15 protein-coding genes and 1 pseudogene are annotated in these 25,554 nt (G+C 71.2%); 9 read left to right on the top strand and 7 right to left on the bottom strand.

What is annotated here, in order from left to right; all coding sequences use genetic code 11:
- Positions 1-34 precede the first annotated feature (34 nt).
- Positions 35-571, bottom strand: a complete 537-nt coding sequence (locus C4B68_RS34605) for an NUDIX domain-containing protein (protein ID WP_099500452.1) — start codon at positions 569-571, stop codon at positions 35-37.
- Between the two features lie 192 nt (positions 572-763).
- Between C4B68_RS34605 and C4B68_RS34600 the strand changes: the two genes are divergently transcribed.
- From C4B68_RS34600 to glpK, 5 genes are all read left to right on the top strand, one after another.
- Entirely contained in the window at positions 764-1,210 is a 447-nt protein-coding gene (locus tag C4B68_RS34600; RefSeq protein ID WP_099500451.1) for a Zn-ribbon domain-containing OB-fold protein, read from the top strand.
- A 28-nt stretch (positions 1,211-1,238) separates the two neighbouring features.
- Positions 1,239-2,429, top strand: coding sequence for a lipid-transfer protein (locus tag C4B68_RS34595; protein ID WP_099500478.1), 1,191 nt, complete (start codon positions 1,239-1,241; stop codon positions 2,427-2,429).
- Positions 2,430-2,541: 112 nt separating this feature from the next.
- The gene (locus C4B68_RS34590) at positions 2,542-4,185 is read left to right on the top strand and encodes a GGDEF domain-containing protein (protein ID WP_099500477.1); all 1,644 of its coding nucleotides are present in this window, start codon (positions 2,542-2,544) and stop codon (positions 4,183-4,185) included.
- A 541-nt stretch (positions 4,186-4,726) separates the two neighbouring features.
- Positions 4,727-5,467: an MIP/aquaporin family protein gene (locus tag C4B68_RS34585; protein ID WP_099500450.1), complete on the top strand. Its 741-nt coding sequence runs from the start codon at positions 4,727-4,729 to the stop codon at positions 5,465-5,467.
- A gap of 13 nt (positions 5,468-5,480) precedes the next feature.
- Positions 5,481-7,001: a glycerol kinase GlpK gene (gene glpK, locus C4B68_RS34580; RefSeq protein WP_099500449.1), complete on the top strand. Its 1,521-nt coding sequence runs from the start codon at positions 5,481-5,483 to the stop codon at positions 6,999-7,001.
- A gap of 177 nt (positions 7,002-7,178) precedes the next feature.
- Here glpK and C4B68_RS34575 read toward each other — a convergent pair whose 3' ends face one another.
- Genes C4B68_RS34575 through C4B68_RS34555 form a run of 5 tightly spaced genes read right to left on the bottom strand, consistent with a single transcriptional unit; the run spans position 7,179 to position 15,041 of the window.
- Entirely contained in the window at positions 7,179-7,784 is a 606-nt protein-coding gene (locus tag C4B68_RS34575; RefSeq protein WP_099500448.1) for a GTP-binding protein, read from the bottom strand.
- Positions 7,765-11,418, bottom strand: a complete 3,654-nt coding sequence (locus tag C4B68_RS34570; RefSeq protein WP_099500447.1) for a hydantoinase B/oxoprolinase family protein — start codon at positions 11,416-11,418, stop codon at positions 7,765-7,767. The genes C4B68_RS34575 and C4B68_RS34570 overlap by 20 nt, the downstream gene beginning before the upstream one ends.
- A 24-nt stretch (positions 11,419-11,442) precedes the next feature.
- Positions 11,443-11,838: a DUF742 domain-containing protein gene (locus tag C4B68_RS34565; RefSeq protein WP_099500446.1), complete on the bottom strand. Its 396-nt coding sequence runs from the start codon at positions 11,836-11,838 to the stop codon at positions 11,443-11,445.
- Between the two features lie 9 nt (positions 11,839-11,847).
- Complete coding sequence (locus C4B68_RS34560) at positions 11,848-12,288, bottom strand: roadblock/LC7 domain-containing protein (RefSeq protein WP_099500445.1); 441 nt, start codon at positions 12,286-12,288, stop codon at positions 11,848-11,850.
- Complete coding sequence (locus tag C4B68_RS34555; protein WP_099500476.1) at positions 12,285-15,041, bottom strand: nitrate- and nitrite sensing domain-containing protein; 2,757 nt, start codon at positions 15,039-15,041, stop codon at positions 12,285-12,287. Before C4B68_RS34555 ends, C4B68_RS34560 begins: the two co-directional genes overlap by 4 nt.
- Positions 15,042-15,463: 422 nt before the next feature.
- Here C4B68_RS34555 and C4B68_RS34550 point away from each other — a divergent pair, with 422 nt between their 5' ends.
- The 4 genes and pseudogenes from C4B68_RS34550 (at position 15,464) to C4B68_RS34525 (ending at position 20,751) form a co-directional block, all read left to right on the top strand.
- Complete coding sequence (locus tag C4B68_RS34550; protein ID WP_240634769.1) at positions 15,464-16,162, top strand: hypothetical protein; 699 nt, start codon at positions 15,464-15,466, stop codon at positions 16,160-16,162.
- A 402-nt stretch (positions 16,163-16,564) separates the two neighbouring features.
- Positions 16,565-17,224: pseudogene (locus C4B68_RS34540) on the top strand (RHO alpha subunit C-terminal catalytic domain-containing protein); the annotation flags it as partial.
- Between the two features lie 385 nt (positions 17,225-17,609).
- Complete coding sequence (locus C4B68_RS34530; protein WP_099500443.1) at positions 17,610-19,175, top strand: APC family permease; 1,566 nt, start codon at positions 17,610-17,612, stop codon at positions 19,173-19,175.
- A 16-nt stretch (positions 19,176-19,191) separates the two neighbouring features.
- Positions 19,192-20,751 (top strand): GMC family oxidoreductase, encoded by a 1,560-nt coding sequence (locus tag C4B68_RS34525; protein WP_099500442.1) that lies wholly within the window; start codon positions 19,192-19,194, stop codon positions 20,749-20,751.
- Positions 20,752-20,756: 5 nt separating this feature from the next.
- Here the strand turns inward: C4B68_RS34525 and C4B68_RS34520 are convergent, their stop codons facing one another.
- A complete protein-coding gene (locus C4B68_RS34520; protein ID WP_099500441.1) occupies positions 20,757-25,553 on the bottom strand; it encodes a coiled-coil domain-containing protein in 4,797 nt (1,598 codons plus the stop codon).
- Between the last annotated feature and the right edge of the window lies 1 nt (position 25,554).

Genomic DNA, 25,554 nt, shown 5'->3' with positions numbered 1-25,554 from the left:
GGGGCCGGAGCGCGGCTTCGGGCGCACCAGCCCCTCAGACGTACCGTCCCTCGAACCACGCCCGCACCGCCAGGGTGTGCAGCGGGAAGGCGAGTTCGGCCGGTCTGCGCAGCAGGTGCCAGCCCTCCGTCTCGTCCGTGGCGGCGGGCGGCGGCAGTTCGGCGGCCGGGCGCTCCGGGAGGAGTCCGAAGAGCAGCAGATGCCCGGCGGGAGAACTCATCGCATCGGCGAGCCGCACTTCCCGGGGCGCCGCTTCGATGCCTGTCTCCTCCTTGAGCTCGCGGACGACCGCGTGCCGCCAGTCCTCCCGGTGGTCGATGAACCCTCCGGGCAGGGCGATGCCCCCGCGCTCGGGGGCGATGGTCCGGGTGATCACGACCAGGGCGGTTCCCTGGGCGTCGTAGGCGGGCTGCAGGGCGACCGCGACCGGCAGCGGATTGCGGTAGGCCACGGTGCCGCAGGCGGCGCAGGTGCGGGGCCAGTCGGAGATGCCCTCTCCGTAGGCTGTGCCACAGCTCGAGCAGTACGAGTGCGGTGCGAAGTCGGCGGGCGGGTGCGGGGTTGCGGACACGCCGCGGACTGTATCCGATCACTGGAGGGGGCGTCTTCGGGGCGGCACGCTGCAGCCACGCTGCTTCTGCGGCAAAGGTGTGTCATCGGGTGATCTCGGGCGGCCGGAGCCACCTGCCTCATGCGCCCTGCCCAATTCCCGTTGCCCATGGCACACTTCTGACGTCTCGTCAGATCTAGCCATGGAGGGGCCTTGTCGCGCACACGCACGCCCGTAGTCGACGGGTGGTTCACCGGGGACGGGGAGGACTTCCGTCTGCTCGGCACCCGCTGCTCTGCGTGCGGCTCGGTGTTCTTCCCCCGCGAGGACGCCTTCTGCCGCAATCCGGGCTGCCGGGGCGGTGAGCTGGCCGAAGTGCCGCTGTCTCGGCACGGCCGCGTCTGGTCGTACACGGACAGCCAGTACCGGCCACCGTCACCCTATGTGACCGATCGGGAACTCCCGTGGACGCCCCACGCGTTGATCGCTGTGGAGCTGGAATCCGAGCGCATCGTGGTGCTCGGCCAGGCAGTTCCCGGGATCACCGTCGCCGACCTGACGGTGGGCATGGAGGTGGAGGTCGTCCCCGGTGTGCTGCACGAGGACGCCGACACGACGTGGACGACGTGGCACTGGCGGCCGACGGAGGTGACGGCATGAGGGGCGTGTGGCGAAGGGGGATGACGGCATGACCGGCGAGGTGGCGGTGCTCGGCGCGGGCATGCATCCCTGGGGCAAGTGGGGACGCGGGTTCGTCGAGTACGGGGTCGTGGCGGCGCGCGCCGCGCTCGCCGACGCGGGGGTCGAGTGGCGGGAGGTCGGCTCGATCGTGGGCGCGGACACCGTGCGCGGCGGCTATCCGGGGTACGTGGCGGGGGCGACGTTCGCCAAGGCGCTGGGCTGGCAGGGGGCGCGGGTCGCGAGCGTGTACGCGGCGTGCGCTTCGGGAGCGCAGGCCCTCGACACGGCGCGGGCGCAGATCCTTTCGGGCCTGGCCGACGTCGTGCTCGTGGTGGGCGCGGACGCGGCGCCCAAGGGGTTTTTCCGGCCGGCGGGCGGGGACAGGCCGGACGATCCGGATTGGCTGCGGTTCCGCGTCCTCGGGGCGACGAATCCGACGTACTTCGGGCTGTACGCACGGCGGCGGATGGCCGTACACGGGGACACCGTGGACGACTTCGCCCAGGTCAAGGTGAAAAACGCCGCCTTAGGGGCACTGAATCCCAACGCGCGCTACCGCAAGAGGGTCACCGCTGAGGAGGTCGCCGCGTCCGCGGTCGTCGCGGATCCGCTGCGCCTGCTCGACATCTGCGCGACCTCGGACGGTGGCGCGGCGGTGGTGCTGTCCAGCATGGAGTTCGCGCGCCGGCACGGGGCGGCGGATCCGGTGCGGATCCGCGCGGTCTCCACGGTCACGCCGCGCTATCCCAACACGGTGCTGGACCTGCCGGACATCGCCACGGACTCCGCGGTCGCGGTGGAGCCCGCGGCCGGCACCTTCCGGGCGTCGATCGCGCGCGCGGCGTACGAGGAGGCGGGCATCGGCCCCGAGGATCTCTCCCTGGCCGAGGTGTACGACCTGTCCACGGCCCTGGAGTTGCAGTGGTACGAAGACCTGGGGCTGTGCGAGGAGGGCGAGGCGGCCAAGCTGCTGCGCGAGGGCGTCACCGCGCTCGGCGGGCGCATACCCGTGAACGTCAGCGGCGGGCTCGCCTCCTTCGGAGAGGCCGTTCCGGCGCAGGCGATCGCCCAGGTGTGCGAGCTGACCTGGCAGTTGCGGGGCAGCGCGGGTGACCGGCAGGTCGCGGGAGCACGCGTGGGGATCACCGCGAACCAGGGGCTGTTCGGACACGGTTCGTCGGTCATCGCCGTACGGTGAACCCGACAGGCGCGCGGCCCTCGACCGCACACTGTGTGACGACCTCGGAATCCTGTGTGAACAGCTTATGAATCGCATACCGGCGTGCGCCCACGCCGCCCATTATGCTGCCGTGCCCTCCTGGACGGACACTGTCCGCTTCGCCTTCCAGCCGGTCGTCAACCTGACGACCGGAGGGGTCGCGGCGCTGGAGATACTCGCCCGTCCGGAGGCCGGCGACATCCTGGCACAGGCCCGCCGTGACCCCGAACTCGACGGAAGGCTGGCCGCGTTGGCGATGCGGGCGGCCGCCCGCAAGGAGACGCTGCTACCGCTGCACATCAATGTGTTCGCCGGAACCCTCGCCGATCTCGGCGGGCTCGCTGCGCTGCGCGATGCGGTGCGCGAGGCCGGGCGACTGCCGTGGGAAGTCACGGTCGACGTCGGTCCGCCGTACACCCACGTGCCGCAGCATGCCCTGCTGGAGGCGGTGGCCGCGCTGCGGAACGATGGCTTCCGGATCTGTGCGGACGGGGTGGGTGACGGCGACGTACCGCTGCGGCTGCTCACGGACCTCGCGCCCGAGCTGATGAAGCTCGACGTGTCCCTGTTGTCGCGGCCCGCGGCCGTGCGGGCGATGCGGACGCTGTGCGAGCAGTTGGGCGCCCTGCTGTCCGTCGAGGGGGTCGAGACCGAGCTGCAGTGCGCGGCCGCGGTGTCGGCGGGCGCACAGTTGGCGCAGGGCGAGCTGTTCGCGCCACCCGCCCGGTTGCCCGCGGCAGACGTATACGTCCCGGCTCTCTCCCCCGCCGTCGCCTCGACGCCGCGGTCGGGGCCGTCCGTACGGCAGTTTGTGCGGCCGGCGGCGCTGTTGCCCGCCTCGGCGTCCGCGGGGCAGGTGCGGGCGCTGCTCATCGGCTCGCCCGACGTGTCCGGGGTGCTGCTCGTGGACTCCTCCGGGATCCCGGTCCGGTCGGTGCACCGGTCGCGGTTCCTGCTGTCGATGTCGGGGCGCTACGGGCACGCGCTGTACGCCGACCGGCCTGCCGCCAAGCTCGGCGACCCGCCGCGTACGGTCGGCGTGGACGCCACCGCCTGGGAGGTTCTCGACGTGGTGGCGGACGGGGACCGGGACCGTACGTCCGACGACGTCGCGGTCGTCGACCGATACGGGCGGTGCGTCGGGGTCGTACGGCTGGCAGATCTCGTACGGGCGCTGGCCGAGAGCCGGGTCGAGGAGGCGGCGGGGCTCAACCCGCTGACCCGGCTGCCGGGTTCGGACGCGATCACTGGCGAGGTGGACCGGCGGATCGCGGACGGCCGGTTGTTCGCGCTGAGCTGGCTGGACGTCGACCACTTCAAACAGGTCAACGACGGTGCGGGGTTCGCGGCGGGCGACGACCTGATCCGGGCGGTCGGGCGGGCCTTGCAGCACGCCGCGTCCGGGGCGACGCGCGTGGGGCACATCGGCGGGGACGACTTCCTGGTCCTGGCCGACCCTGACACCCTCGACCCCCTGGCGACTTCGGTTCTCGACACGCCCTGGTCGGCAGGCGGGCTGACCGTCACGCTGTCGCTGGCCACGGTGCTGTGTGCACCCGGCAGCGTGACCGACCACCGCCAGGCCGCCGCCTGCCTGGCGCCCCTCAAGCAGGCGGCGAAGTCCCTGAATGGGGCGAGTTGGGTGCTGGGACGCGCGGGGCTCCCGGGGCACGAGATCCGCCGCGGGCCGGGAGCGGCGTCGGCGCAGCCGTTCGGCCAGACACTGACGGGGTGACTCCGACTGACCGGCTGACTCCGCGCCAGCTGACTCCGCGGGCCAGCCGACCGGCACCTTGGGAAACCGAGGCCGCCGCCGCGACGGAGCCCGCCGCCGCGACCGAGGCCCCGTCGCAACCGACGTCAATGCCGTGGCGACGCCGACGCCAAGGCGGGGCAAGGCCCGGCAATGACCGATCCGCAGTCCAGGAACCCGGCATCGGCAGGGAAGGGCCCACCCCGGCGGCCATCGCCCCACGCCCCCTTTGCGGCCTTCGAAGCGTTGCCGTCCGCGACCTTGACGCCCCTTGGGCACCGGTGAACACTTCCGGGTGTCAGTCGGCATCGCCGCATTCGGGCGTCTTCATGCACCGCGCCGCTCGGGTCTCCGACCTGCACCCAAGGCCGTCCCCCACGGGCGATTCCGCTGCGAAGGCACGCTCGTCACGGACGCCGGGCGGGGCGCGGGACCCCCTGCCTCCGGCTGAAGTGGCCATGGGAAACGCACCCTGCACGGTGGCCCGGGGAGGATCGCCCCGGGCGAGGACCTAGGAGCCGCCATGAGCAACGGACACATCTTTGTCGGCGAGTTGATCGGCACCGCCATTCTGATCCTGTTCGGCGCGGGAGTGTGCGCCGCCGTCACCCTCAACAAGTCCAAGGCACAGGGCGCGGGCTGGGTGGCCATCGCCTTCGGATGGGGTCTCGGCGTACTCGCCGGCGCATACACCGCGGCACCGCTGTCCGGAGGCCAGATCAACCCGGCGGTGACCATCGGCTTCGCGATCGAGGGCTCCACGAAGTGGGAGGACGTACCTTTCTACTTCCTCGGACAGTTCGCCGGAGCCATCATCGGGGCCACGCTCTGCTGGCTGCTCTACCTCGGCCAGTTCAACCTCAACTCCGAAAAGGACAAGGCCATCGAGACGCTGGGGATCTTCTCGACGCGGCCCGAGATCAACAACCCCGTGCAGAACCTGATGACCGAGATCATCGCCACCGCCGCCCTGATGCTGCCCATCCTCGGGCTGGTCGGCGGGGACAAGCACGTCGCGGGCATCGGCGACGCGGGCCTGCCCGTCCTGCTCATCTCCCTCCTCGTCGTCGGCATCGGCCTCTCACTCGGCGGCCCCACCGGGTACGCCATCAACCCGGCCCGCGACCTGGGGCCGCGCCTCACCCACGCGCTGCTGCCGATTCCCAACAAGGGCACCTCGGAGTGGAGTTACTCCTGGATCCCGGTGGTCGGCCCGATCGCGGGTGCCGCCATCGGGGCCGCGATCTACAACGCAGCCTTCTGACGAAGGGGACGTCATGACGGACCATGCCGAAAAGTACGTCGCCGCAATCGACCAGGGCACCACCTCAAGCCGCTGCATCATCTTCAACCAGGACGGTGCCATCGTCGCCGTCGACCAGCGAGAGCACCGCCAGATATTCCCGAAACCGGGCTGGGTGGAACACGACGCCACCGAGATCTGGTCCAAGGTGCAGGCGGTGGTCGCGGGCGCGATCGCCAAGGCCGGGCTGCGCGCCGACCAGCTCAGCGCGCTCGGCATCACCAACCAGCGCGAGACGACCGTCCTGTGGGACCGCGCGACCGGCAAGCCCGTGCACAACGCGATCGTCTGGCAGGACACCCGAACGTCCGCGCTCTGCAACGAACTGGGCGGCTCGGACGGGCAGGACCGCTTCCGCGAGCAGACAGGACTGCCGCTGGCCAGCTACTTCTCCGGGCCCAAGGCCGCCTGGCTGCTGGACAACGTCCCGGGGCTGCGCGCGCGGGCCGAGCGCGGGGAGATCGCCTTCGGCACCATCGACTCCTGGCTGATCTGGAACCTCACCGGCGGCACGGACGGCGGGCAGCACGTCACCGACGTGACCAACGCCGGGCGCACCATGCTGATGAACCTGGAGACACTCCAGTGGGACCCGTCCATCCTCTCCGCGATGAACGTCCCCGAAGCGGTCCTACCCGAGATCAGGTCCTCCTCGGAGGTGTACGGCACCGCCGTGGGCCAGCTCTCGGGTGTCCCCGTCGCGTCTGCTCTCGGCGACCAGCAGGCGGCGGTGTTCGGGCAGGCCTGCTACGACGTGGGGACGGCGAAGAACACGTACGGCACGGGCAGTTTCCTACTGCTCAACACCGGTAACCGGCCCGTACCCTCGAAGAGCGGGCTGTTGACGACCATGGGGTACAAGATCGGCACCGAGGCGCCGGTCTACTGCCTCGAAGGGTCGATCGCGATCACCGGGGCGCTGGTGCAGTGGTTCCGCGACCAGCTCGGCATCATCCGTTCGGCAGACGAGATCGAGACGCTGGCGGCGAGCGTCGAGGACAACGGCGGGGCGTACATCGTGCCCGCGTTCTCGGGCCTGTTCGCGCCGTACTGGCGCTCCGACGCGCGCGGTGTCGTCACCGGGCTCACCCGGTACGTCACGAAGGGGCACCTCGCTCGCGCGGTCCTGGAGGCGACCAGCTGGCAGACGCGCGAGGTCGTCGACGCCATGTACCAGGACTCCGGGGTGCAGATCACCACCCTGAAGGTGGACGGCGGCATGACCAAGAACAATCTGCTGATGCAGCACCAGGCCGATGTCCTCGGGGTGCCGGTGATCCGTCCGAAGGTCTCCGAGACGACCTGCCTGGGCGCGGCATACGCGGCCGGGCTCGCGACGGGTGTGTGGAACGACCTCGACGAGCTGAAGTCGCACTGGCAGAAGGATGTCGAGTGGACGCCGACCATGGAGGCTTCCGTACGCGACCGCGAGTACCACAGCTGGCGCAAGGCGGTGGAGAAGAGCTTCGGCTGGCACGAGGACGACGTCAGCTGAAAACAGGGGTCCACGCGCGCGTGCGCCTCGCGCGAGCCACGCGCGCGTGCCATGACTGCGGCCCGTACCCCGGTCGGCGGGGGTACGGGCCGTACCTGTGCCAGGGTCGTGACGGCCTGGAGGGGACCGTACGCCTGCATCAGGTCGCGACGGCCTGAAGGGGACCGTACGCCCGCGTCAGGTCGTGACGGCCTGGCGGCGGTCGGCCGCGTACGCCATCGCGTGCTGGACGACGCCGATGAGGACCTCCTTGACCGACTCGCGCTCCCGCGCGTCGCAGAGCACGACCGGCACACCGGGGTTCAGGTCAAGGGCCTGACGGACGTCGTCGGCGGCGTAACGGGCGGCGCCCTCGAAGCAGTTGACGCCGACCACGAAGGGTATGGAGCGCCGCTCGAAGTAGTCGACGGCCGCGAAGCAGTCCTCCAGGCGGCGGGTGTCGGCGAGCACGACGGCACCCAGGGAGCCACTCGCCAGCTCGTCCCACAGGAACCAGAAGCGGTCCTGCCCGGGCGTCCCGAAGAGGTAGAGCACCAGGTCCTCGCGGAGCGTGATGCGCCCGAAGTCCATCGCGACGGTGGTGGTGTGCTTGCCCTCCACACCACTGGTGTCGTCGATGGGCCGGCCCGCCTCCGTGAGCACCTCTTCCGTGCGCAGCGGTTTGATCTCGCTGACCGCGCCGACCAAGGTCGTCTTGCCCACACCGAAGCCGCCGGCCACCAGGATCTTGAGCGTGACGGGCTCGACCGGGGGCTTGCCGCGCTCAGAACGCCCGAAGATCATCGATCTCTTCTCCTGCTTGATGGGGGTCGTTCGGCGGTGGGCCGTAGCCCCCGCCGCCGGGGGTTTCGATGACGAGTACGTCGTCGGGGCCGACGTCCGCCGCATCACTTCCGCCAAGTTCGGTGGCCGTGCCGTCCGCGCGCTCCACCCGGTTGGCCCCGAGGGCTCCGGGCTCGCCGCCCGCCATGCCGTAGGGCGGCACCCGGCGGTGCTGGGAGAGCGTGGAGACGGTCATAGGCTCGTGGAACCGGATACGGCGTACGGCGCCGTCCCCGCCCCGCCAGCGGCCGGCGCCACCGCTGCCGCGCCGGACCGCGAACTCGTCGAGGTGGACCGGCAGTCGCCACTCCAGTACCTCGGGGTCCGTGAGCCGCGAGTTGGTCATGTGGGTCTGTACGACGGGCGCGCCGGGGAAGCCGTCGCCCGCGCCCGATCCGGAGGCCACGGTCTCGTAGTACTGGTACCGCTCGTTGCCGAACGTGACGTTGTTCATGGTGCCGGAGCCCTCCGCCTGCACGCTCAAGGCCGCGTACAGGGCGCCGGTGATCGCCTGGGACGTCTCCACGTTGCCCGCGACGACGGCGGCCGGTGGCTCGGGGGCGAGCATCGATCCCGGTGGCACGACGATGCGGAGGGGCCGCAGACAACCGTCGTTGAGCGGGATGTCCGCGGCGACCAGGGTGCGGAAGACGTACAGGACCGCGGCGTTGACCACGGAGAAGGGCGCGTTGAAGTTGGTGGTGAGCTGTGCGGACGTGCCGGTGAAGTCGATGGTGGCGGAGCGTTGTTCGCGGTCCACGGAGACGCGGACGCGGATGACGGCGCCCGAGTCGGTCTCGTAGGTGAACTCACCGTCTTCAAGGGCGTCGACAACGCGGCGCACCGCTTCTTCCGCATTGTCCTGGACGTGCTTCATGTACGCCTGGACGACGTCGAGGCCGAAGTCCTCGATCATGCGGGCGACTTCGTCGACGCCTTTCTGGTTGGCGGCGATCTGGGCGCGCAGGTCGGCGAGGTTGGTCTTCGGGTTGCGCGAGGGGTAGCGCGCCTCGGTGAGCAGGGTCAAGGTCTCGGCCTCGCGGAAGCTGCCGTTCTCGGCGAGCAGCCAGTTGTCGAAGAGGATGCCCTCCTCCTCGATGGTGCGGCTGTTCGCCGGCATGGAGCCCGGCGCGATGCCGCCGATCTCGGCGTGATGGCCGCGCGAGGCGACGTAGAAGAGGATCCGCTCACCCTCCGTGTCGAAGACCGGAGTGATCACCGTGACGTCGGGGAGGTGCGTGCCGCCGTGGTACGGGTCGTTGACCGCGTATGTGTCGCCCGGGCGCATGCTGTCGCCGCGCCGGCTGATGACTTCCTTCACGCTCGTGCCCATGGAGCCCAGGTGGACGGGGATGTGGGGGGCGTTGGCGACGAGGTTGCCGTCGGGGTCGAAGAGGGCGCAGGAGAAGTCCAGGCGTTCCTTGATGTTGACCGACTGGGCGGTGGACTCCAGTCGTGCGCCCATCTGCTCGGCGATGGACATGAAGAGGTTGTTGAAGACCTCGAGGAGAACGGGGTCCGCTTCCGTGCCGAGATCGGAACTCTGCGTAACCGCCACGCGTTCCATGACCAGATGCCCGTCGTCGGTCATCGCGGCCTGCCAGCCGTCGTCGACGACGGTCGTCGCACTGGCCTCGGCGATGATCGCGGGGCCGGTCACGGTCTCGCCGGGCGGGAGTACTTCGCGCTGATGCAGGGGTACGTCGCGCCAGGCGCCGCCCGTGTGGAGGCTGACCGTCTCCGGGGCGGCGGGGCCGTGCGAGGCGGTGCCGTCGTCACGGACGGCCAGGGCGGAGAGATCGGGGGGTTCGGTGAGACCGGTGGCTTCTACGGAAAGGGCTTCCACGACGACCGGGCGGTCGAGGGTGAAGGAGTAGGTGGCGCGATGGCGTTCTTCGAAGGCGTGGGTCATGGTGTCGGGCTCGGTGAGCTCGACGGTGAGCACCGTGTCCGTGCCGTCATAGCGGAGCTGGGCGCGCCGGGTGACCTGGATGCGGTCCTCGGGCACGTCCTCGGCGAGGAGTTCGGCGCGGGCGGCGCCCTCCAGGTCGTCGGCGGTCTTCAGGACGGCGGGCATCGAGGAGGCCTTCAGCGGCGCCTCCACGGACTGCTCGCGCATGGCCGTCGTATCGGCGAGTCCGATGCCGAGGGCGGACAGCACGCCGGCCATCGGCGGGACGAGGACGGTGCGGATGCCGAGCGAGTCGGCGACCATGCACGCGTGCTGGCCGCCCGCGCCGCCGAAAGTGGTCAGCGTGTACCGCGTGACGTCGTGGCCCTTCTGGACCGAGATCCGTTTGATGGCGTTGGCGATGTTGGCCACGGCGATCTGGAGGTAGCCCTCGGCGACCTGCTCGGGGGTGCGCTCGTCGCCGGTCTGCTCGCGGATCTCGCGCGCGAGGGCGGCGAACCGGTCACGGACCAGCGTGTCGTCGAGGGGCTGGTCCCCTTCGGGGCCGAACACCCTGGGGAAGTGGGCGGGCTGGATGCGGCCGAGCGCGACGTTGGCGTCGGTGACGGTGAGCGGGCCGCCGCCCCGGTAGCAGGCGGGACCGGGGTCGGCGCCCGCCGAGTCGGGGCCCACGCGGTAGCGGGAGCCGTCGAAGTGGAGCACCGAGCCGCCGCCCGCGGCGACGGTGTGGATGTCCAGCATGGGCGCGCGCAGCCGGACCCCGGCGATCTGGGTGGTGAAGACCCGCTCGTACTCGCCCGCGAAGTGCGAGACGTCGGTGGACGTGCCGCCCATGTCGAAGCCGATGACACGGTCGAAGCCGGCCAGCTGCGACATCCGGGCCATGCCGACGATGCCGCCCGCGGGTCCGGACAGGATAGCGTCCTTGCCGCGGAACTGGCCGGCTTCGGCGAGCCCTCCGTTGGACTGCATGAACATCAGCCGCACGCCCTGGAGCTCGTCAGCGACGTGCTGGACGTAGCGGCGCAGCACGGGCGACAGATAGGCGTCGACGACGGCTGTGTCACCGCGTGGCACGAGCTTCATCAGCGGGCTGACCTCGCTGGAGAGCGAGATCTGCGGGAAGCCGACCCGGGCGGCCAGCTCGCCGACGGCCTGTTCGTGGGCGGGGTGGAGGTGGCTGTGCATGCAGACGACGGCGAGGGCGCGGATCCCGGAGTCGTACGCCTCCTGGAGTGGCCCGGCGAGGGCGTCCAGGTCGGGGGCGTGCAGCACGGTGCCGTCGGCGGCGATCCGTTCGTCGACCTCGACGACGCGTTCGTACAGCAGCCCGGGCAGTTCGATCGCGCGGGCGAAGATGCGCGGGCGGTTCTGGTAGGCGATGCGCAGGGCGTCGCGGAAGCCGCGGGTGATGACGAGGAGGGTGCGCTCGCCCTTGCGTTCCAGGAGGGCGTTGGTGGCGACGGTGGTGCCCATGCGGACGGCCTCGATGTGCGCGCCCGCCGTGTCCGAGCCGTCGCCGCCTTCACCGAGGAGCTTGCGCACGCCCGCGACCGCCGCGTCGGCGTATCGGGCCGGATTCTCGGACAGCAGCTTGTGCGTGAGCAGGCGGCCGTCCGGGCGCCGCGCGACGATGTCGGTGAAGGTGCCGCCTCGGTCGACCCAGAACTGCCAGCCTGTCACGTCTGTTCCCCGCTTTCGCCCCGCTCAGAGCGCCCGGAGGCCGCTGATCACGTCGCGCAGAATACTCTCGTCCGGCAACTCGGCAGGGGGTACAGGCCGTGTCACATGGACCATGTCACCGTTCACCAGGTCCCCGATGAGGACCCGTACCACTCCTACGGGCAGGTCGAGTTCGGCCGAGAGTTCGGCGACCGACTGGGGAGCGTCGCGGCAGAGTTCGACGATGTCCACGTGTTCCGGGGACAGCGTCTGGTCCGCTTCGGGGTCGTCGGCGTGCGATTCCGTGACGACCACGGCGATCAGATCGAGGCGGTGCTGGGCCGGACTGGTGGTGCGGCCCCGTGTCATGGCGTACGGACGGACCACCGGTCCGGCCTCGTCGTCGAACCAGTGGCGTGTTCTCTGACGGTCTCCGCTCATGTCATCCCACTACCCGCCCGAAGGCAGATCGGTGCGTGGAGTGGCGGCCAGATGTGCGCCGACCCGCTTGACCAGGAGCGTCATCTCGTACGCGACCTGCCCGACGTCCGAGTCGGCGTCCGAGAGGACGGCGAGACAGCTGCCGTCTCCGGCGGCCGTGACAAACAGAAAGGCCTCGTCCAGCTCGACGACCGTCTGCCGGACGCTGCCCGCCTCGAAGTGGCGGCCGACGCCCTTGGCGAGGCTGTGAAATCCGGAGGCCACGGCGGCCAGGTGCTCGCTGTCCTCCCTGGTCAGGTCCTTGGAGGCCCCGATGGGCAGGCCGTCACCGGAGAGCACGATCGCCTTGCGGATGCTGGCGACGCGGTCCACCAGTTCGTCGAGCAGCCAGTTCAGCTCACCCGACGCCTTGCCGGTCGCGGTGGGTCCTGCGGCCTTCGGTGCGGTCATCGACCGTCTCCCTTTGTCGTTCCTCGTACTGTGCCGTCCTGGGCCTGCTCGCCCACGGCGTTCTCCTTACGGCCGCGCTGCCAGCCGCGCTGGAGCGAGGCCATCCGGCTGCGTACCTCGTCGGCGTCGCGCTCGGCAAGGTTCGCTCCGGTGCCGGTGCGGGCCTCGTCGCGCTCGGCGCGTCGCTCGGGGCCGTCCTTCAACTGTGGGGCCAGATTGGCCTGCCGGACGCGGCGGGGCAGCGGGTCCACGCCTGATTCTGCCTCTCCCGTGGTGGCCTCGGAGCGCGGGGTGATCGCGGAGCGGGGGGTGATCGCGTCCGCGCGCGCGGACGCGGTGCTGCGGCGGGTGCGCTGGGGGAGCACCGGTCCCAGGCTCTGTACCGGCTCCGGGCCTTGGGGCGGCTCGGAGTCGTGGGCGAGTTCCTCGTCCACGTCGTCGCGCCGGGACCTCGTGCGGGTCACGGGACGGCCGTGCGAACTGACGAGCTTGGGGGCCCTGCGCCGCGGCAGCGGGACCGGGGTGGCGCCCGGAGGGTCGTCGTCGCCCGAGCGCGCGGGCTCGCCGCCGCTGTCGCGTGCCTGCTGGTGCTGGTCGCCGGGGACACCGGCGATGGAGGGGCGCGGCCGGAACAGACCGCCGCGCTCGCTGTCCTCGTCGTCGAGGGCGTCCCGGAAACCGGTGAGGGTGTCCAGGTCGACCGGGGCCTCCAGTTCGACCGGACCGTCCAGGATCGAGGCGGGCAGGCTCGGGATCCGCACCGGCGTGTGGGAGAGCGCGGCCTTGCGGCCCTCCTCGGTCTCGCCCTCCTTCGTGAGCAGCGTGCGGTCGAGGCGGAAGCCGATGCCGTTGGTGTCCGGGACGTCGTCGGTGAGCAGTGCGTCGGGGATGAACACGACGGCGGTGGTACCGCCGTACGGGGAGGGCTGGAGGGAAACGCGAACGTTCTGCCGCTGGGCGAGCCGGCTGACCACGAAGAGGCCGAGCCGGTCGGTGTCGGAGAGTTCGAACTCGGGGGTCTCCGCGAGCCGCAGGTTGGCGTCGAGCAGCGCCTCGGCGGCCATACCCAGGCCGCGGTCGTGGATCTCCAGGGTGAAGCCGTTGGCGACCCGCTCACCGAGGACCTGGACGGCCGTGTGCGGGGGTGAGAACACCGTGGCGTTCTCCAGGAGTTCGGCGACGAGGTGGGTGAGGTCGGCGACCGCGGGGCCCGTGACGGCGACGCGCGGCAGACGCCGTACCTCTATGCGCTCGTAGTCCTCGACCTCCGCCACGGCGGCGCGGACGATGTCCATGAGCTGCACCGGCTTGCGCCACTGCCGGGACGGTGCGGCGCCGGAGAGGATGACCAGGCCCTCGGCGTGGCGGCGCATGCGCGTGGTCAGGTGGTCGAGGCGGAACAGGTCCGCCAGTTCGTCGGTGTCCTCGGTCCTGCGCTCCATGGTGTCGAGCAGGGTGAGCTGCTTGTGGAGCAGGACCTGGCTGCGGCGGGCGAGGTTGACGAAGACTTCGGAGACGCCGTCGCGCAGTTCGGACTGCTTGACGGCGGCCTCGACCGCGGCGCGCTGAAGGGTGTTGAGGGCCTGGCCGACCTCGCCGATCTCGTTCTTGTCGTACTCCAGGCGCGGCACTTCGGTCTCGACGTCGACCTGTTCGCCGGCGGAGAGGCGGCGCATGACGCTGGGCAGCCGCACGCCGGACGCCTCGTGGGCCTCCAGTCGCAGCTGGCGCAGGTCGCGGACGAGGCCCCGGCCGATGCGCAGGGACATGAAGAGTGAGATCAGCAGGGCGATGAGTCCGAGAACGCCTGCGATGGCCGCCTTGAAGATGACGCCCATGGCCACGGGGCGGACCCGGTCCTGGAATCGCTCGCCCGCCTGGTCGTCCAGCGTGGCGAGTTCGTCGAGCACGTGTCCGGCCGCGCTGTCCCAGCTCTTCGCGGTGACACCGCGCGGCGAACCGGGCGTGGAGGACATGACGGACCGCTCGGCCACGCGCAGACGCGCCGTGTCGGCGTTCTTCCAGTAGCGCTCGAAGCGTTCGCGATCCGAGGAGGGCAGCAGGGCCAGGCTGATGTCGTAGAGCAGATTGCGCTGGGCCACGAGCTCGGAGATGTCGCGGATTTCGTCACGGGTGAGACGACTCGCGACCAGTGCGGAGCCGAGGAGGGCGTCCTCGCGGGAGAGGAGTTCGCGGGCGCGGGCGACGCCGACGAGGGCGCGGTTCTGCTTGTCCGTCTCCGCGTTGTCGACGACATGGAGGTTGCCCAGAAGGACGTAACAGGGGTCGACCAGGCGGTTGTAGAGGTCGAGAGCCTGGGACCGGTTGACGGTGCCCTCCTCGACGCTGCGGCGCAGGGAGTCGATTCCGTGGAGGGCGTCCAGGATGGAGGAGAGGCGCTCCGTGGTGCCCTCGCCCATCTCCTCTTGTACGTCCTTGTTCTTGGCGTTCTGGCGGAGTTTCGCCACCATGCGGTCGGTGGCGGCTTGGCTGCGTCTGAGCGCCGCGAGCGCGTCGGAGGCGCGGGGATCGGCCAGATGGACGAGAGTCCGACGGCGTTCCTGCTGGAGGACGCGGACGGTGTCCTCGGTGGGGTGGGCGATCTTCTCGACGATGTCCGCCACGCTGAACAGCCGGCTGGCCTCGCGCCCGGTGATCACGGTCGCGAACGTCCAGATCGAGGTCAGGGACAGCAGCGGCACGAGGAGTAGCGCCACGATCTTCCGGCGGATGGACTTCCCGCGAAAGCGCATGGCCTCCCCCAGCTCGACCCCCTCCAGCCGGGGGTACACATGTGCGTCAACCAACGTGCGTGAGCGTACTACTGAGGCACAGGTAACTCGAAGACGCGTCCAGGTGCAGCCCCGGCCCGATGGGAACGAGACATGGGGAGTTGTCCGTTCATTGGGGGAGATTGCCTTCCCTAATCCGGCACTTGAGTCCGGATCACATCGGAGTGGTGAACGTGGCCGGTTGGCCGAAATCTTTCGCTCGTGGGGAATCTTCGGGGCACGTCGTTCGTCGTTATCTACGGGAAATGGGGGCGGAATCGGCCGCAGGGGCCGTATGCGCGCTCAGGCGGCGTAAAACAGCGCAAGCCGGGCAGCCACTGGGGAGCCGGTGTCGCATGACGCCAGTGCGAGGGGCCTGCTGGGCGGTGGGGAGTGACGAGTCGATGGGCACGGCAGAGCGGCGCGGGGCGCCCGGGACAGGTGTGACCACGCCTGAGGCGGCGCAACCGGCCACTCAGGCACCGGATGACGCCATTCCGGGGGATGAGCGCGATCAGCCGGACGAGCGGCACGGGGCGGTGGCCGAGCGGCACGGTGCGATGGGCGGGCGCGAGGAGACAACAGAAGAGCGGGGGTACGGAACGGGCGGGGGCGGCCCAGCGTCCGAGCAGCGCTTCGAGGCGGCCGGGGACGGGCGAGTCGACGGGGCGGGCGCTTCGGTGGAAGTGGAAGAGGACGAAGAGCAGGCGTACTACAGGCCGTTGTGGATCGAGGAGCCCGCGCGCAGGCGGCGGTTGCCCGATCCGGTGCGAACGTCGGCCGTGCGGGCGGTGCTGGTCATCGCCGTGACCCTGACGCAGGCGGTCGTGGCCTTCCTGTGCACCCTCGCGGGATCCTGGCTGGCCTTCCCCATGGTCCTCAGCAGCCTGGCCAGCACGGTCGTGGCCACATGGGCCGCCCTCGACGTCTGGGTGACGCGACAGGTGTGGAACCAGCGGAACGGCGTGGTGTCGGTCCCGAGCAGCACCGCGCGGGCCCTGCGACGCGAGCGCCGCAGGGCCAGGCGACAGGCACGGGCGGCGGAGCGCGCTCAGGAGCGAATAGGCCCGCAGGGCGGGACCGGGCAGTTGTCGCACTCTTAGGCACGACCAGAAGGAGCTCTGCCCGTCACAGGAGGAGCTCTGCTCGGTCACGGCCAGGCAGGAGGAACCCCCTGGTGACGGCTGCGCACCCTGCCCTGTCCGCCTGCTTGTGACCATGGGGGTGGGTGGACCTCGGACCTCCACCCGTCGGCCCACCCACGACATGGTCACGGTCGGAGTCACGCCCTCAGCCTGCCGCCGGCTCCACCGGAACGGGCCCTGCGCTGCGCGCCAGTTCACGCCGCGCCCGCATGAATGGGCGCGGGCGGTCGATGGAGAGCACGGCTGTTGTCCGGCCGTCGCGTTCGTAGACGGCGAGGAGACCGCCCTCGGCGGGCCCGCCGTCCTCGATCGCGCCCTCCGCGATCCGGATGGTGTCCGCCTCGTGCCGCCGCCCGGCGAACGGTGATGGGCGCAGCCGTGGAGCGGCTCGGCGACGCGGCGGCCATCGAGCACTACGGCACCGAGAACCTGGCGCTCGGCCGGCGCATCACCTACGACGTGCAGGCGAACTGGAAGCTGATCGTCGAGAACTTCATGGAGTGCTACCACTGCGCGACGATCCACCCCGAACTCACCGACGTGCTACCGGAGTTCGCCGACGGCTTCGCGGCCCAGTACTACGTGGGCCACGGCGCCGAGTTCGGCGAGGAGATCAAGGGATTCACGGTCGACGGCAGCGAGGGCTTCGCCAAGCTCCCCGAGGTCTCCAGCGACCAGGACCGGCGTTACTACGCGATCACTGTGAAACCGACGGTCTTCATCAATCTGGTCCCGGATCATGTCATCCTGCATCGCATGTTGCCCGTGGCCGCGGACCGCACGATCGTCGAATGCGACTGGCTCTACGCGCCGGAGGTCGTCGCCTCGGGTGCCGATGTGTCCAAGTCGGTGGAGCTCTTCCACCGGGTGAACGAACAGGATTTCGCGGCCTGCGAGCGGACCCAGCCGGCGATGACGTCGCGGGCGTACCGGAAGGGCGGTGTGCTGGTTCCGACCGAGCATCACATCGGGATCTTCCACGAGTGGTTGATCACGCGACTGGGAGGCGCCCGTGCCTGACCTGTTCATCGACGGTTCCTGGCGGGGCGCTCTCGACGAGCGCACCCGGGAGATCCGCTGTCCCACCGACGGTTCCCTGGTCGGCGTCGTCGACTCGGGCGCGAGCTCGGGCCCTCGGGCCTGGCGGAGTACCGCGAGGCCAAGCACATCTGGCGGAACACCGACCCGTCCCCACAGGGGTGGTTTGCCGCGAATGAACCCCCTCATTGATCCCGTCACCCGCAGGAGATTGCTCCCGTCACGCGCAGGAGATTGATCCCCTCACCCGCAGGCGATTGCCCCCGTCACCCGCAGGACATTGATCCCCTCACCCGCAGGACAGTGATTCCGGCACCCGCACGAGCCACTCCCTCACCCCTTCCCCAGGCCCACATGGAGTCCGCTCATGACGACCACCGAGCAACCGACCGGCCCGCAGCGCCACGACGACGCCGAGCTCGCCGAGTTCGGCTACAAGCCCGAACTCAGGCGCACCCTCGGCAACTTCCACACGTTCGCGGCCGGTATCAGCTATATCTCCATCCTTACCGGCACGTTCCAGCTCTTCTACTTCGGCTACGGCAGTGGCGGCCCCGCCTACTGGTGGTCCTGGCCGATGGTCTTCGTCGGGCAGTTCATGGTCGCCCTCTGTTTCGCCGAGCTGGCCGCCCGCTATCCGGTCGCGGGCTCCGTCTACAACTGGTCGAAGAAGATAGGCAATCCGCACCTCGGCTGGCTCGCGGGCTGGATGATGCTGATCGCGTCGATCGTGTCGATCGCGGCGGTCGCGCTCGCCTATCAGCTGACGTTGCCTCAGATCTCCGACTTCTTCCAGTTCGTCGGGGACGGCACCGGCAAGTACGACGTCGCCACCAACGCCGTCATCCTGGCGGCGGTGTTGATCCTGTTCACCACCGTCGTGAACGCCTTCGGCGTCAAGCTGATGGCCACCATCAACACGGCGGGTGTCTTCATCGAGCTGATCGCCACCCTCGTCCTCATCGTCCTGTTCGCGGTGCACATCACGCGCGGCCCCCAGGTGGTCATGGACACACAGGGAACCGGCGCGGGGTACCCGACCGGCTACCTCGGTGCCTTCCTGGTGGCCTCACTGGCGTCCGCGTACGTCATGTACGGCTTCGACACGGCCGCCTCGCTCGGCGAGGAGTCTCTGGACCCGTCCCGCAACGCGCCGCGCGCCATCATCCGCGCGATCGTCGCCTCCTTCCTCCTGGGCGGCCTGGTCCTGCTGCTCGCGCTGATGAGCGTCTCCAGCCTGAAGGGCGACAAGCTGTCCACGGAAGGGCTGCAGTACATCGTGCTCGACGTGCTCGGTCCCACGGCCGGCAAGGCGATGCTGTGGTGCGTGCTGATCGCGGTCACGGTCTGCGCCCTGGCCGTGCACACGGCGGCGATCCGGCTGGCCTTCGCGATGGCCCGTGACAACAACCTGCCCGCGTCCTCCCTGATGGCCCGCGTCAGCCCGCGCTTCCAGACCCCGATGCTGCCCGCCGTGATCATCGGCGTCCTCGCCCTGGCGATCCTGGTGGTCAACATCCGCCAGCCGCAGATCTTCACCGTGGTCACCAGCATCGGCATCATCATGATCTACCTCGCCTATCTCGGCGTCACCGCGCCCATGCTGGTGGCCCGGCTGCGCGGTACGTGGCAGCCCGCCGGCGACGGCAAGTTCTCCCTGGGCCGCTGGGGACTGCTGGTCAACATCGTGGCCGTGGTGTGGGGCGCGGCGATGACGATCAACCTGATGTGGCCGCGCGCCTCGGTCTACAACGCGACGGCTCCGTTCCACTGGTACCTCAAGTGGGGCGCGGTCCTGTTCGTCGCGGTCATCGCGGGCGGCGGTTACGCCTACTACTGGTTCGTCCAGCGGCACCGGACCGGCGTGCTCGCCGAGCACCAGCTGCAGCCCACGGCCGCCACGGCTCCCCTCGCCGCCCCGGCGGCCGACTGAAGGAGGTCAACCGCTCATGTCTGTCGATGAGTTCGACCATGTCGTGATCGGCGGCGGCACCGCGGGCAACGTGGTGGCGGCCCGGCTCTCGGAGGATCCCTCGGTCACGGTGTGCGTCCTGGAGGCCGGCCCCAGCGACGTCGGCGACGACAACGTCCTCAGACTGGACCGCTGGATGGGCCTGCTGGAGTCCGGCTACGACTGGGACTACCCGGTCGAGCCGCAGGCTTCCGGCAACAGCTTCATGCGACACGCCCGCGCCAAGGTGCTCGGCGGCTGCTCCTCGCACAACTCCTGTATCGCCTTCTGGGCACCCGCGGAGGACCTGGACGACTGGGCGGCGGCAGGCTGTACGGGATGGAGCGCGGCCGAACTCTTCCCGCTCTACCGGCGGTTGGAGTCGAACGACGCTCCCGGCGACCACCACGGGCGCACCGGTCCGGTGAAGCTGCGCACGCTGAAGGGCGAAGACCCGTGCGGCACCGCCCTGTTGGAGGCGTGCGCGCAGGCCGGCATCCCGACCACGTCCTTCAACACCGGCACGACCGTGGTCCGGGGCGCCAACTGGTTCCAGATCAACTCCGACGAGAACAACATCCGGCAGTCCTCGTCGGTCGCCTACCTCCATCCGGTCATGGGCAAGCGGCCGAACCTGGAGATACGCACCGGGGTGCGGGCGAAGAAGCTGATCCTGGAAGGACGGAGGTGCGTGGGCGCCGAGTACCTGGATCCAGACCTGATCCACACCCGGACGGTGCGCGCCCGCCGCGAGGTGATCGTCTCCTGCGGCTCCATCGACACGCCCAAGCTGCTGATGCTGTCGGGCGTTGGGCCCGCCGGGCATCTGCGCGAGGTGGGTGTCGAGGTGGTGGTGGACTCGGCGGGCGTCGGCGAGAACCTGCAGGACCACCCCGAGGGCGTGATCATGTGGGAGGCCAGGCAGCCCATGACCACCACGTCCAGCCAGTGGTGGGAGGCGGGCATCTTCTACGATACCGAACCAGGCCTGGACCGCCCGGACTTGATGTTCCACTACGGTTCGGTGCCGTTCGACATGAACACGGCCCGGCACGGCTTCCCCACGTCGGAGAACGCCTTCTGCCTCACCCCGAACGTCACGCGCGCGAAGTCACGCGGCACCGTGCGGCTGCGCACCCGCGACTACCGGGACAAGCCGATGGTCGACCCGCGCTACTTCACGCACGAGCACGACGTGCGCGTGATGACGTACGGGCTGAAGCTCGCCCGGAAGATCGCGTCACAGCCCGCGCTGAGCGGCTGGGCGGGCGCGGAGCTGGCCCCCGGCCCGGACGTCCGGACCGACGACGAGCTGCTCGACTACATCCACAAGACCCACAACACCGTCTACCACCCGTCCTGCACCCTGAAGATGGGCGCGGACGACGACGCCTCGGCCCCGCTCGACGCGCGGCTGCGGGTCAAGGGGGTCGAGGGTCTGCGGGTAGCGGACGGGTCGGTGATGCCGGATCTGATCACCGTCAATCCGTGCATCACGACGATGATGATCGGCGAGAAGTGCGCGGACATGCTGAAGGAGGACCGCCAGGACCGCTAGGACCACTAAGCGTGCGCCGGCTGGGCTCCCTGAGGTGAGGGCCGTTTGAACATCCTCGTCGCCGTGATCTCACTGTGCACCGCCTCCCCCTCACCGGCCGGGGCCTGCTGGGGCAGTCCCGGCCGGAGGTGTTCCTCCACGCTGATGTACTTCAGCCCAGCGCGCAGGTCGGCGTCGTTGCGGAGCCGGATGACCAGCGGGAACTCGGCCAGCGCGGTCGTGTCGAACAGGCCGGTGGTGTAGAGGAGCTGGACGCCGAGCGCGTCCGAGACGGCCCTCTGCAGCTCCAGCAGGTATGTGGCGTTGGCGCGCCCGATGGGGTTGTCGAGGAAGAGCGTGCCCGCGTGGCGGTGCTTGTCGCGCCCGCGGTCGTTGCTGCGCAGCGCCGCCATCGTGCAGTACAGCGCGATGGCGGCGGTGAGCAGCTGACCGCCGGAGAAGACGTCGCCCATCTGGCCGACGGGGACGCGCTCGGCGCGCAGCACGGCGTCCGGCTTCAGGATCTCGACGGCGACGCCCTTCGGCTGGAGCGCGGCGCCGACACCCCGGAGCAGCAGCGACATGCCGTCGCGGCGCATGTCCGAGTTCTTCTTGACCGCCGCGCGGGTGGCCTCGTCCACGACCTCGCCGAGCCGCTCGGTGAGTGTCGCCTGGTCGGGCTCCTCGAAGCGGATGCGCAGGAACTCCTGCCCGGACCACTCGCCGAGCCCCTCGGGGAGCCGGGAGAGCCGCTGCGCGGACCGCAGTGTGGCGAGCGCGGCCTCCACGAGCCCGCGCAGCCGGTCCACGATCGAGTCCCGGTTGCGCTCCAGCTGCTCCAGCTCGTCCGTCAGCACCCGCAGTCGGGGCGCGAACGCGTCCGTCCACTTCTGCGCGTGCTCGGGCAGCGCGGACGCGGGCAGCTCACGGATCTGCTGCCGGGCGGGGGTGCGCACCTGCTCGTACCGCGTGGAGTTGGCATGCCGTACGAGGATGTCGCCGGCCTCGCGCACAGCGGCCTCGGTGGCGGAGAGGTCGGCGGCCCAGCCGCGCAGGGAGCGGCGGGCCTCGGCGGCGGAGTGGCGCGACTCTTCGAGGGTGCCGGGGTAGGGCTCGGGCTCCTCCCGCTCGTCGTCCGCGTGCTCCCGCAGGAGGTCTCGGAGCAGGGCGGCCGTCTCGTCGAAGCCGCCGGCCGCGTCCTCGGCGGCGCGGTGGGCGTCGAGCAGTTCGGCGTGGGCCTCGCGCGCCTGGCTCAACGCCTCGGTACGCGAGGCGAGTTCGGCGGTTGCGGTACGCAGCAGGCTCTGCGCGTGCTCGGCGTCGCGGGGGATCAGCTCCTCCGGCAGCTCGGTGTGGGCCTCGCCGTCCTCGGGCGCGTGCCGCTCGGCCTCGCCGCGGAGCCGTCCGAGCTGCTCGCTGGCGGTGGACATCCGGGTCTCCAGGAGCTGCACGAGCTCCTCGGCACGCGCCGCGGCGGCCTGCCGGGAGGGCCCGTCGGAGCCGTCCGGCGACTCCAGGACCTGGGCGGCGCGCGTGCGCACCTTGTTGCTGAGCCGGTTCAGCTCCGCGAGCGCGGCGCTCTCGTCGCTCTCGGCCCGCGCCTGCTCGGCCCGCAGATCGGCGCCGACGCCGACCTTCTCGTACACCTGGGAGGCGGCACGGTAGGCCTCGCGGAGGGCGGGCAGGGACGACTTCGGGGAGTCCGTGTCCTCTTCCGGTACGTCGTCGGGGGCGCCCGCGATCTCGGCGCGCTCGGCACGCAGCGCGCGGGCTGTGCGGCGGGCGTCGTCAGCGGCGCGCTGGGCGGCACGCCGGTCCTCGTCGGCGGCGCGGGCGCGCTCCAGGCAGACCTGGGCGCGGGCCTCCGACTGCGTTGCCTCGTCGGCGAGTTCGCGCAGCTTGACCTGCCAGCCGGCTCGCTCGCGCAGCCGGAAGGCGAGTCCGGCGAGCGCGTCCGCGGCGCGCCGGGCGCGCTGGGCGGCGTCCTGCCGCGCGTCGCGTACGTGGGCGGCCTCGGCCGCCGCCTCGTCGGCCTCCGCCCGGACCGTGCGCGCCTCGGCGAGTTCGGCCTCGGCCTCCTCGGCGAACGCGCGGGCGTCCCGGGCGGCCGCGGCGAGCTCGACGAGCCGCCCCGCGGGGCAGCCGGTGCGCCACGACGCCAGCCGCGCCGCCAGCTCGCGCTCCTTGCCGAGCCGGGCCGCGAGCGTACGGATCTCCTCCTCGCGCTGGGTCGCTCGGGCGCGGAGCGCCTGCCGCTCCTCGTCGGCGGCGTGCTCGTCGTGCATGGCCGGGTTCGGCGGTACGAGAAATACATCGACACTGTTGTCGCCCGCGTCGGGGGCCGGAGTCGGGGCGAGCAGCGCGGCGGCCGTACCGACGGCGACGGCCGACCGCGGCAGCAGGGCCGCGTCGCTCAGCGCCTCGCGGGCCCGCGCGTGCGTGTCCGGGTCGGTGATGATCACACCGTCGACCAGCTCCGGCCGCGCGGCCAGCACGCGCGCGTGGTCGGCGGGGTCGACGGCCTGGGCGAGATAACGCCACCCCGGCAGCGCGGGAATCCCGTGCTCGCCGAGGTACTCGACGGTGGCCAGCACATCCGGCCCGGGCGGCAGCAGCCCGCCGTCACCGAGCGCGCCCAGGATGCGCGCGTCGTCGGCCGCCGCGGTACGCAGCTCGAACAGCTGCCGCTCGGCGGAGGCGACACCGTCGTCGAGGAGCTCACGGAGCTCGTCGGCGTAGTGGTCCAACTGCTCGGGGGTGAGGGGGCCTTCGGCTGCGCCGCGCTGCCCGTACCCGGAGCCGGCGGCGAGGGCTGGTTCACCTGCCGGTCCGGCCGGCTTGGCGTCGGCCGCCCCGCCCTTCCGCGGTGCGCCGGCACGGCCTTGGCCGTCTGTGCCCGCGCCCTCGGGCGAGCCGCTCACCAGACCCGCGGCCTCCGCCCGGGGCATGGGGACCCCGCCGCGCCCCGGGCCCGAGGCGCCCGGCAGGCTCAGCAGCTCCGCCAGCCGCTCCTCCCCCGCCAGTGCCTCCGCCGTACGCCGCTCCCCGTCGTAGGCGCGCTCCGCCGCCGTCGCCGCGTCCGCCGCGCGCGCCGCCGTGAGTTCCGTGCGGGACTCGGCGGACGCGGCCTCGCGGGCGTGCTCCGTGGCGCGTCGCGAGGCCTCGCGTGCGGTGTCCCACGCGGCGACGGCCGTCTTCTCGGCGTCGCTGGCGGCGAGGGCGGCGCGGGCCGGGTCGGCGTCGGGGGCACTGTCGTCGAGCCAGCCCGCGCGAACCGCTTCGGCGGTCTCCTGTTCGACCTCGGTGAGGCGCTGGCGCAGATGCCCGGCCTCGCTGCGGGCGCGCTGCGCGGCGGTGGCCGCGGCGGTCGAGTCCGCGTACGCCGTCTGGCCGGCCTCCTGGAGCCCGGCGGACCGCTCCTCCTCCTCGTTGGCGAGCGCTTCGGCGCCTTCGGCGGCGCGGTGCAGGGCGCGTACGAGGTCGACGGCGGCCTTGGCCCGTGCGGCGAGCGCCGGCGCTGCGTCCCGCTCGGCCTCGCGGATCGCGGCGGCCACGCGCGCGGAGCGGTCGGCGGCGGCGCGGTGCCGCAGCACGGCCTCGGCGGCCTGCCAGGCCGAGTGCAGCGTGCGCGCGTCGGCCAGCTCGCGCTTCTGTGCGGCCGCGGACTTCTCGGCCCCGGAGAGCGCCAACGAGGCGTGCCGGTAGGCGAGTTCGGCGGCGACCCGAGCGCTGCGCTCGCGGGCGCCCTCGGCATGGGTGACGGCGTACGCGGCGGCGGTCACCCGCTGCGCGAGTTCACCGGCGCGTACGCGCTCCTGCACCGCCCGCGCGGACAGCCGCCGCGCCAGCGTTCGCGTACGCCGCTCGGCGCCCGCGTGGATGTCACGCGCGCGTGCCCGCCCCTCGGCGGCGTCGACGATCCGTCCGAGCAGGTCCACGGAACCGGCGGTGAAGTCGCGCTCGGCGATGAGCTCGGCACGCCGGCCCAGCTTGCTGCCGAAGCCGCCGACCAGGTCGGCGAGCCCGTCCGTGTCCCGGGTGTCGGTGACGGCGCGCAGCAGCAGGTCCGTGAAGTCGGAGTCCTTCTTGACCGCGAAGAGACCGGCGGCCTCGCCCTCGTCGGCGTTCATCTCCCGCTGGTAGCGGAAGAGTTCGGGGTCGAGGCCCAGGTCGCCGAGGTGCTCGTTCCAGCGGTCGTGGATCTCCTCCCAGTGCACTTCGAGGTGCGGATAGGCCTTGCCCGCCTCGGTGAGCGCGTCCCGGAAGCCCTTCATGGTGCGCCGCCGCCCCTGTGCGCCCGAGGTGCCCTCGACGGGCGGGCGCACGGCGGTGCCCTCGGCGACGGGCAGGTTGTCCATGCTCAGGCCGGGCCCGGGCCGGAAGGAGTACCAGGCCTCGGCGAACTTCCGTGGGTCGTTGGAGACTTGCCGGCCCCGCCACTCGCTCACCTTGCCGACCACGACACACTCGCCGGTCAGCGTGTGCTGCCACTCCAGGGCGACATGCCCGCAGTCGTCGGCGAGCAGGAACTTGCGCAGCACCCCGGAGCTGGCGCCGCCCAGCGTGTTGCGGTGGCCCGGGAGCATCACCGAGAAGAGCAGCTTGAGCAGCACCGACTTGCCGCCGCCGTTCTCCAGGAAGAGCACGCCCGCGGGCGCGGGCCGGCGCGGCGGCCCGACGGGCTCCTCCTCGAAGAACTCCGCCTGGATGGGCGCGGGGTCGGGCACGGGCTCGCCGACACCCCGCAGGTCAAGCACGGTGTCGGCGTAGCGCGCACCGGCAGGCCCGATGGAGTAGAGGCGGACCCGGGACAGCTCGTACATG

Source organism: Streptomyces dengpaensis (assembly GCF_002946835.1).
Lineage (GTDB): Bacteria > Actinomycetota > Actinomycetes > Streptomycetales > Streptomycetaceae > Streptomyces > Streptomyces dengpaensis.
Note: the sequence above shows the minus strand (reverse complement) of the source record. Positions and strands in the feature narration are given on the sequence as shown.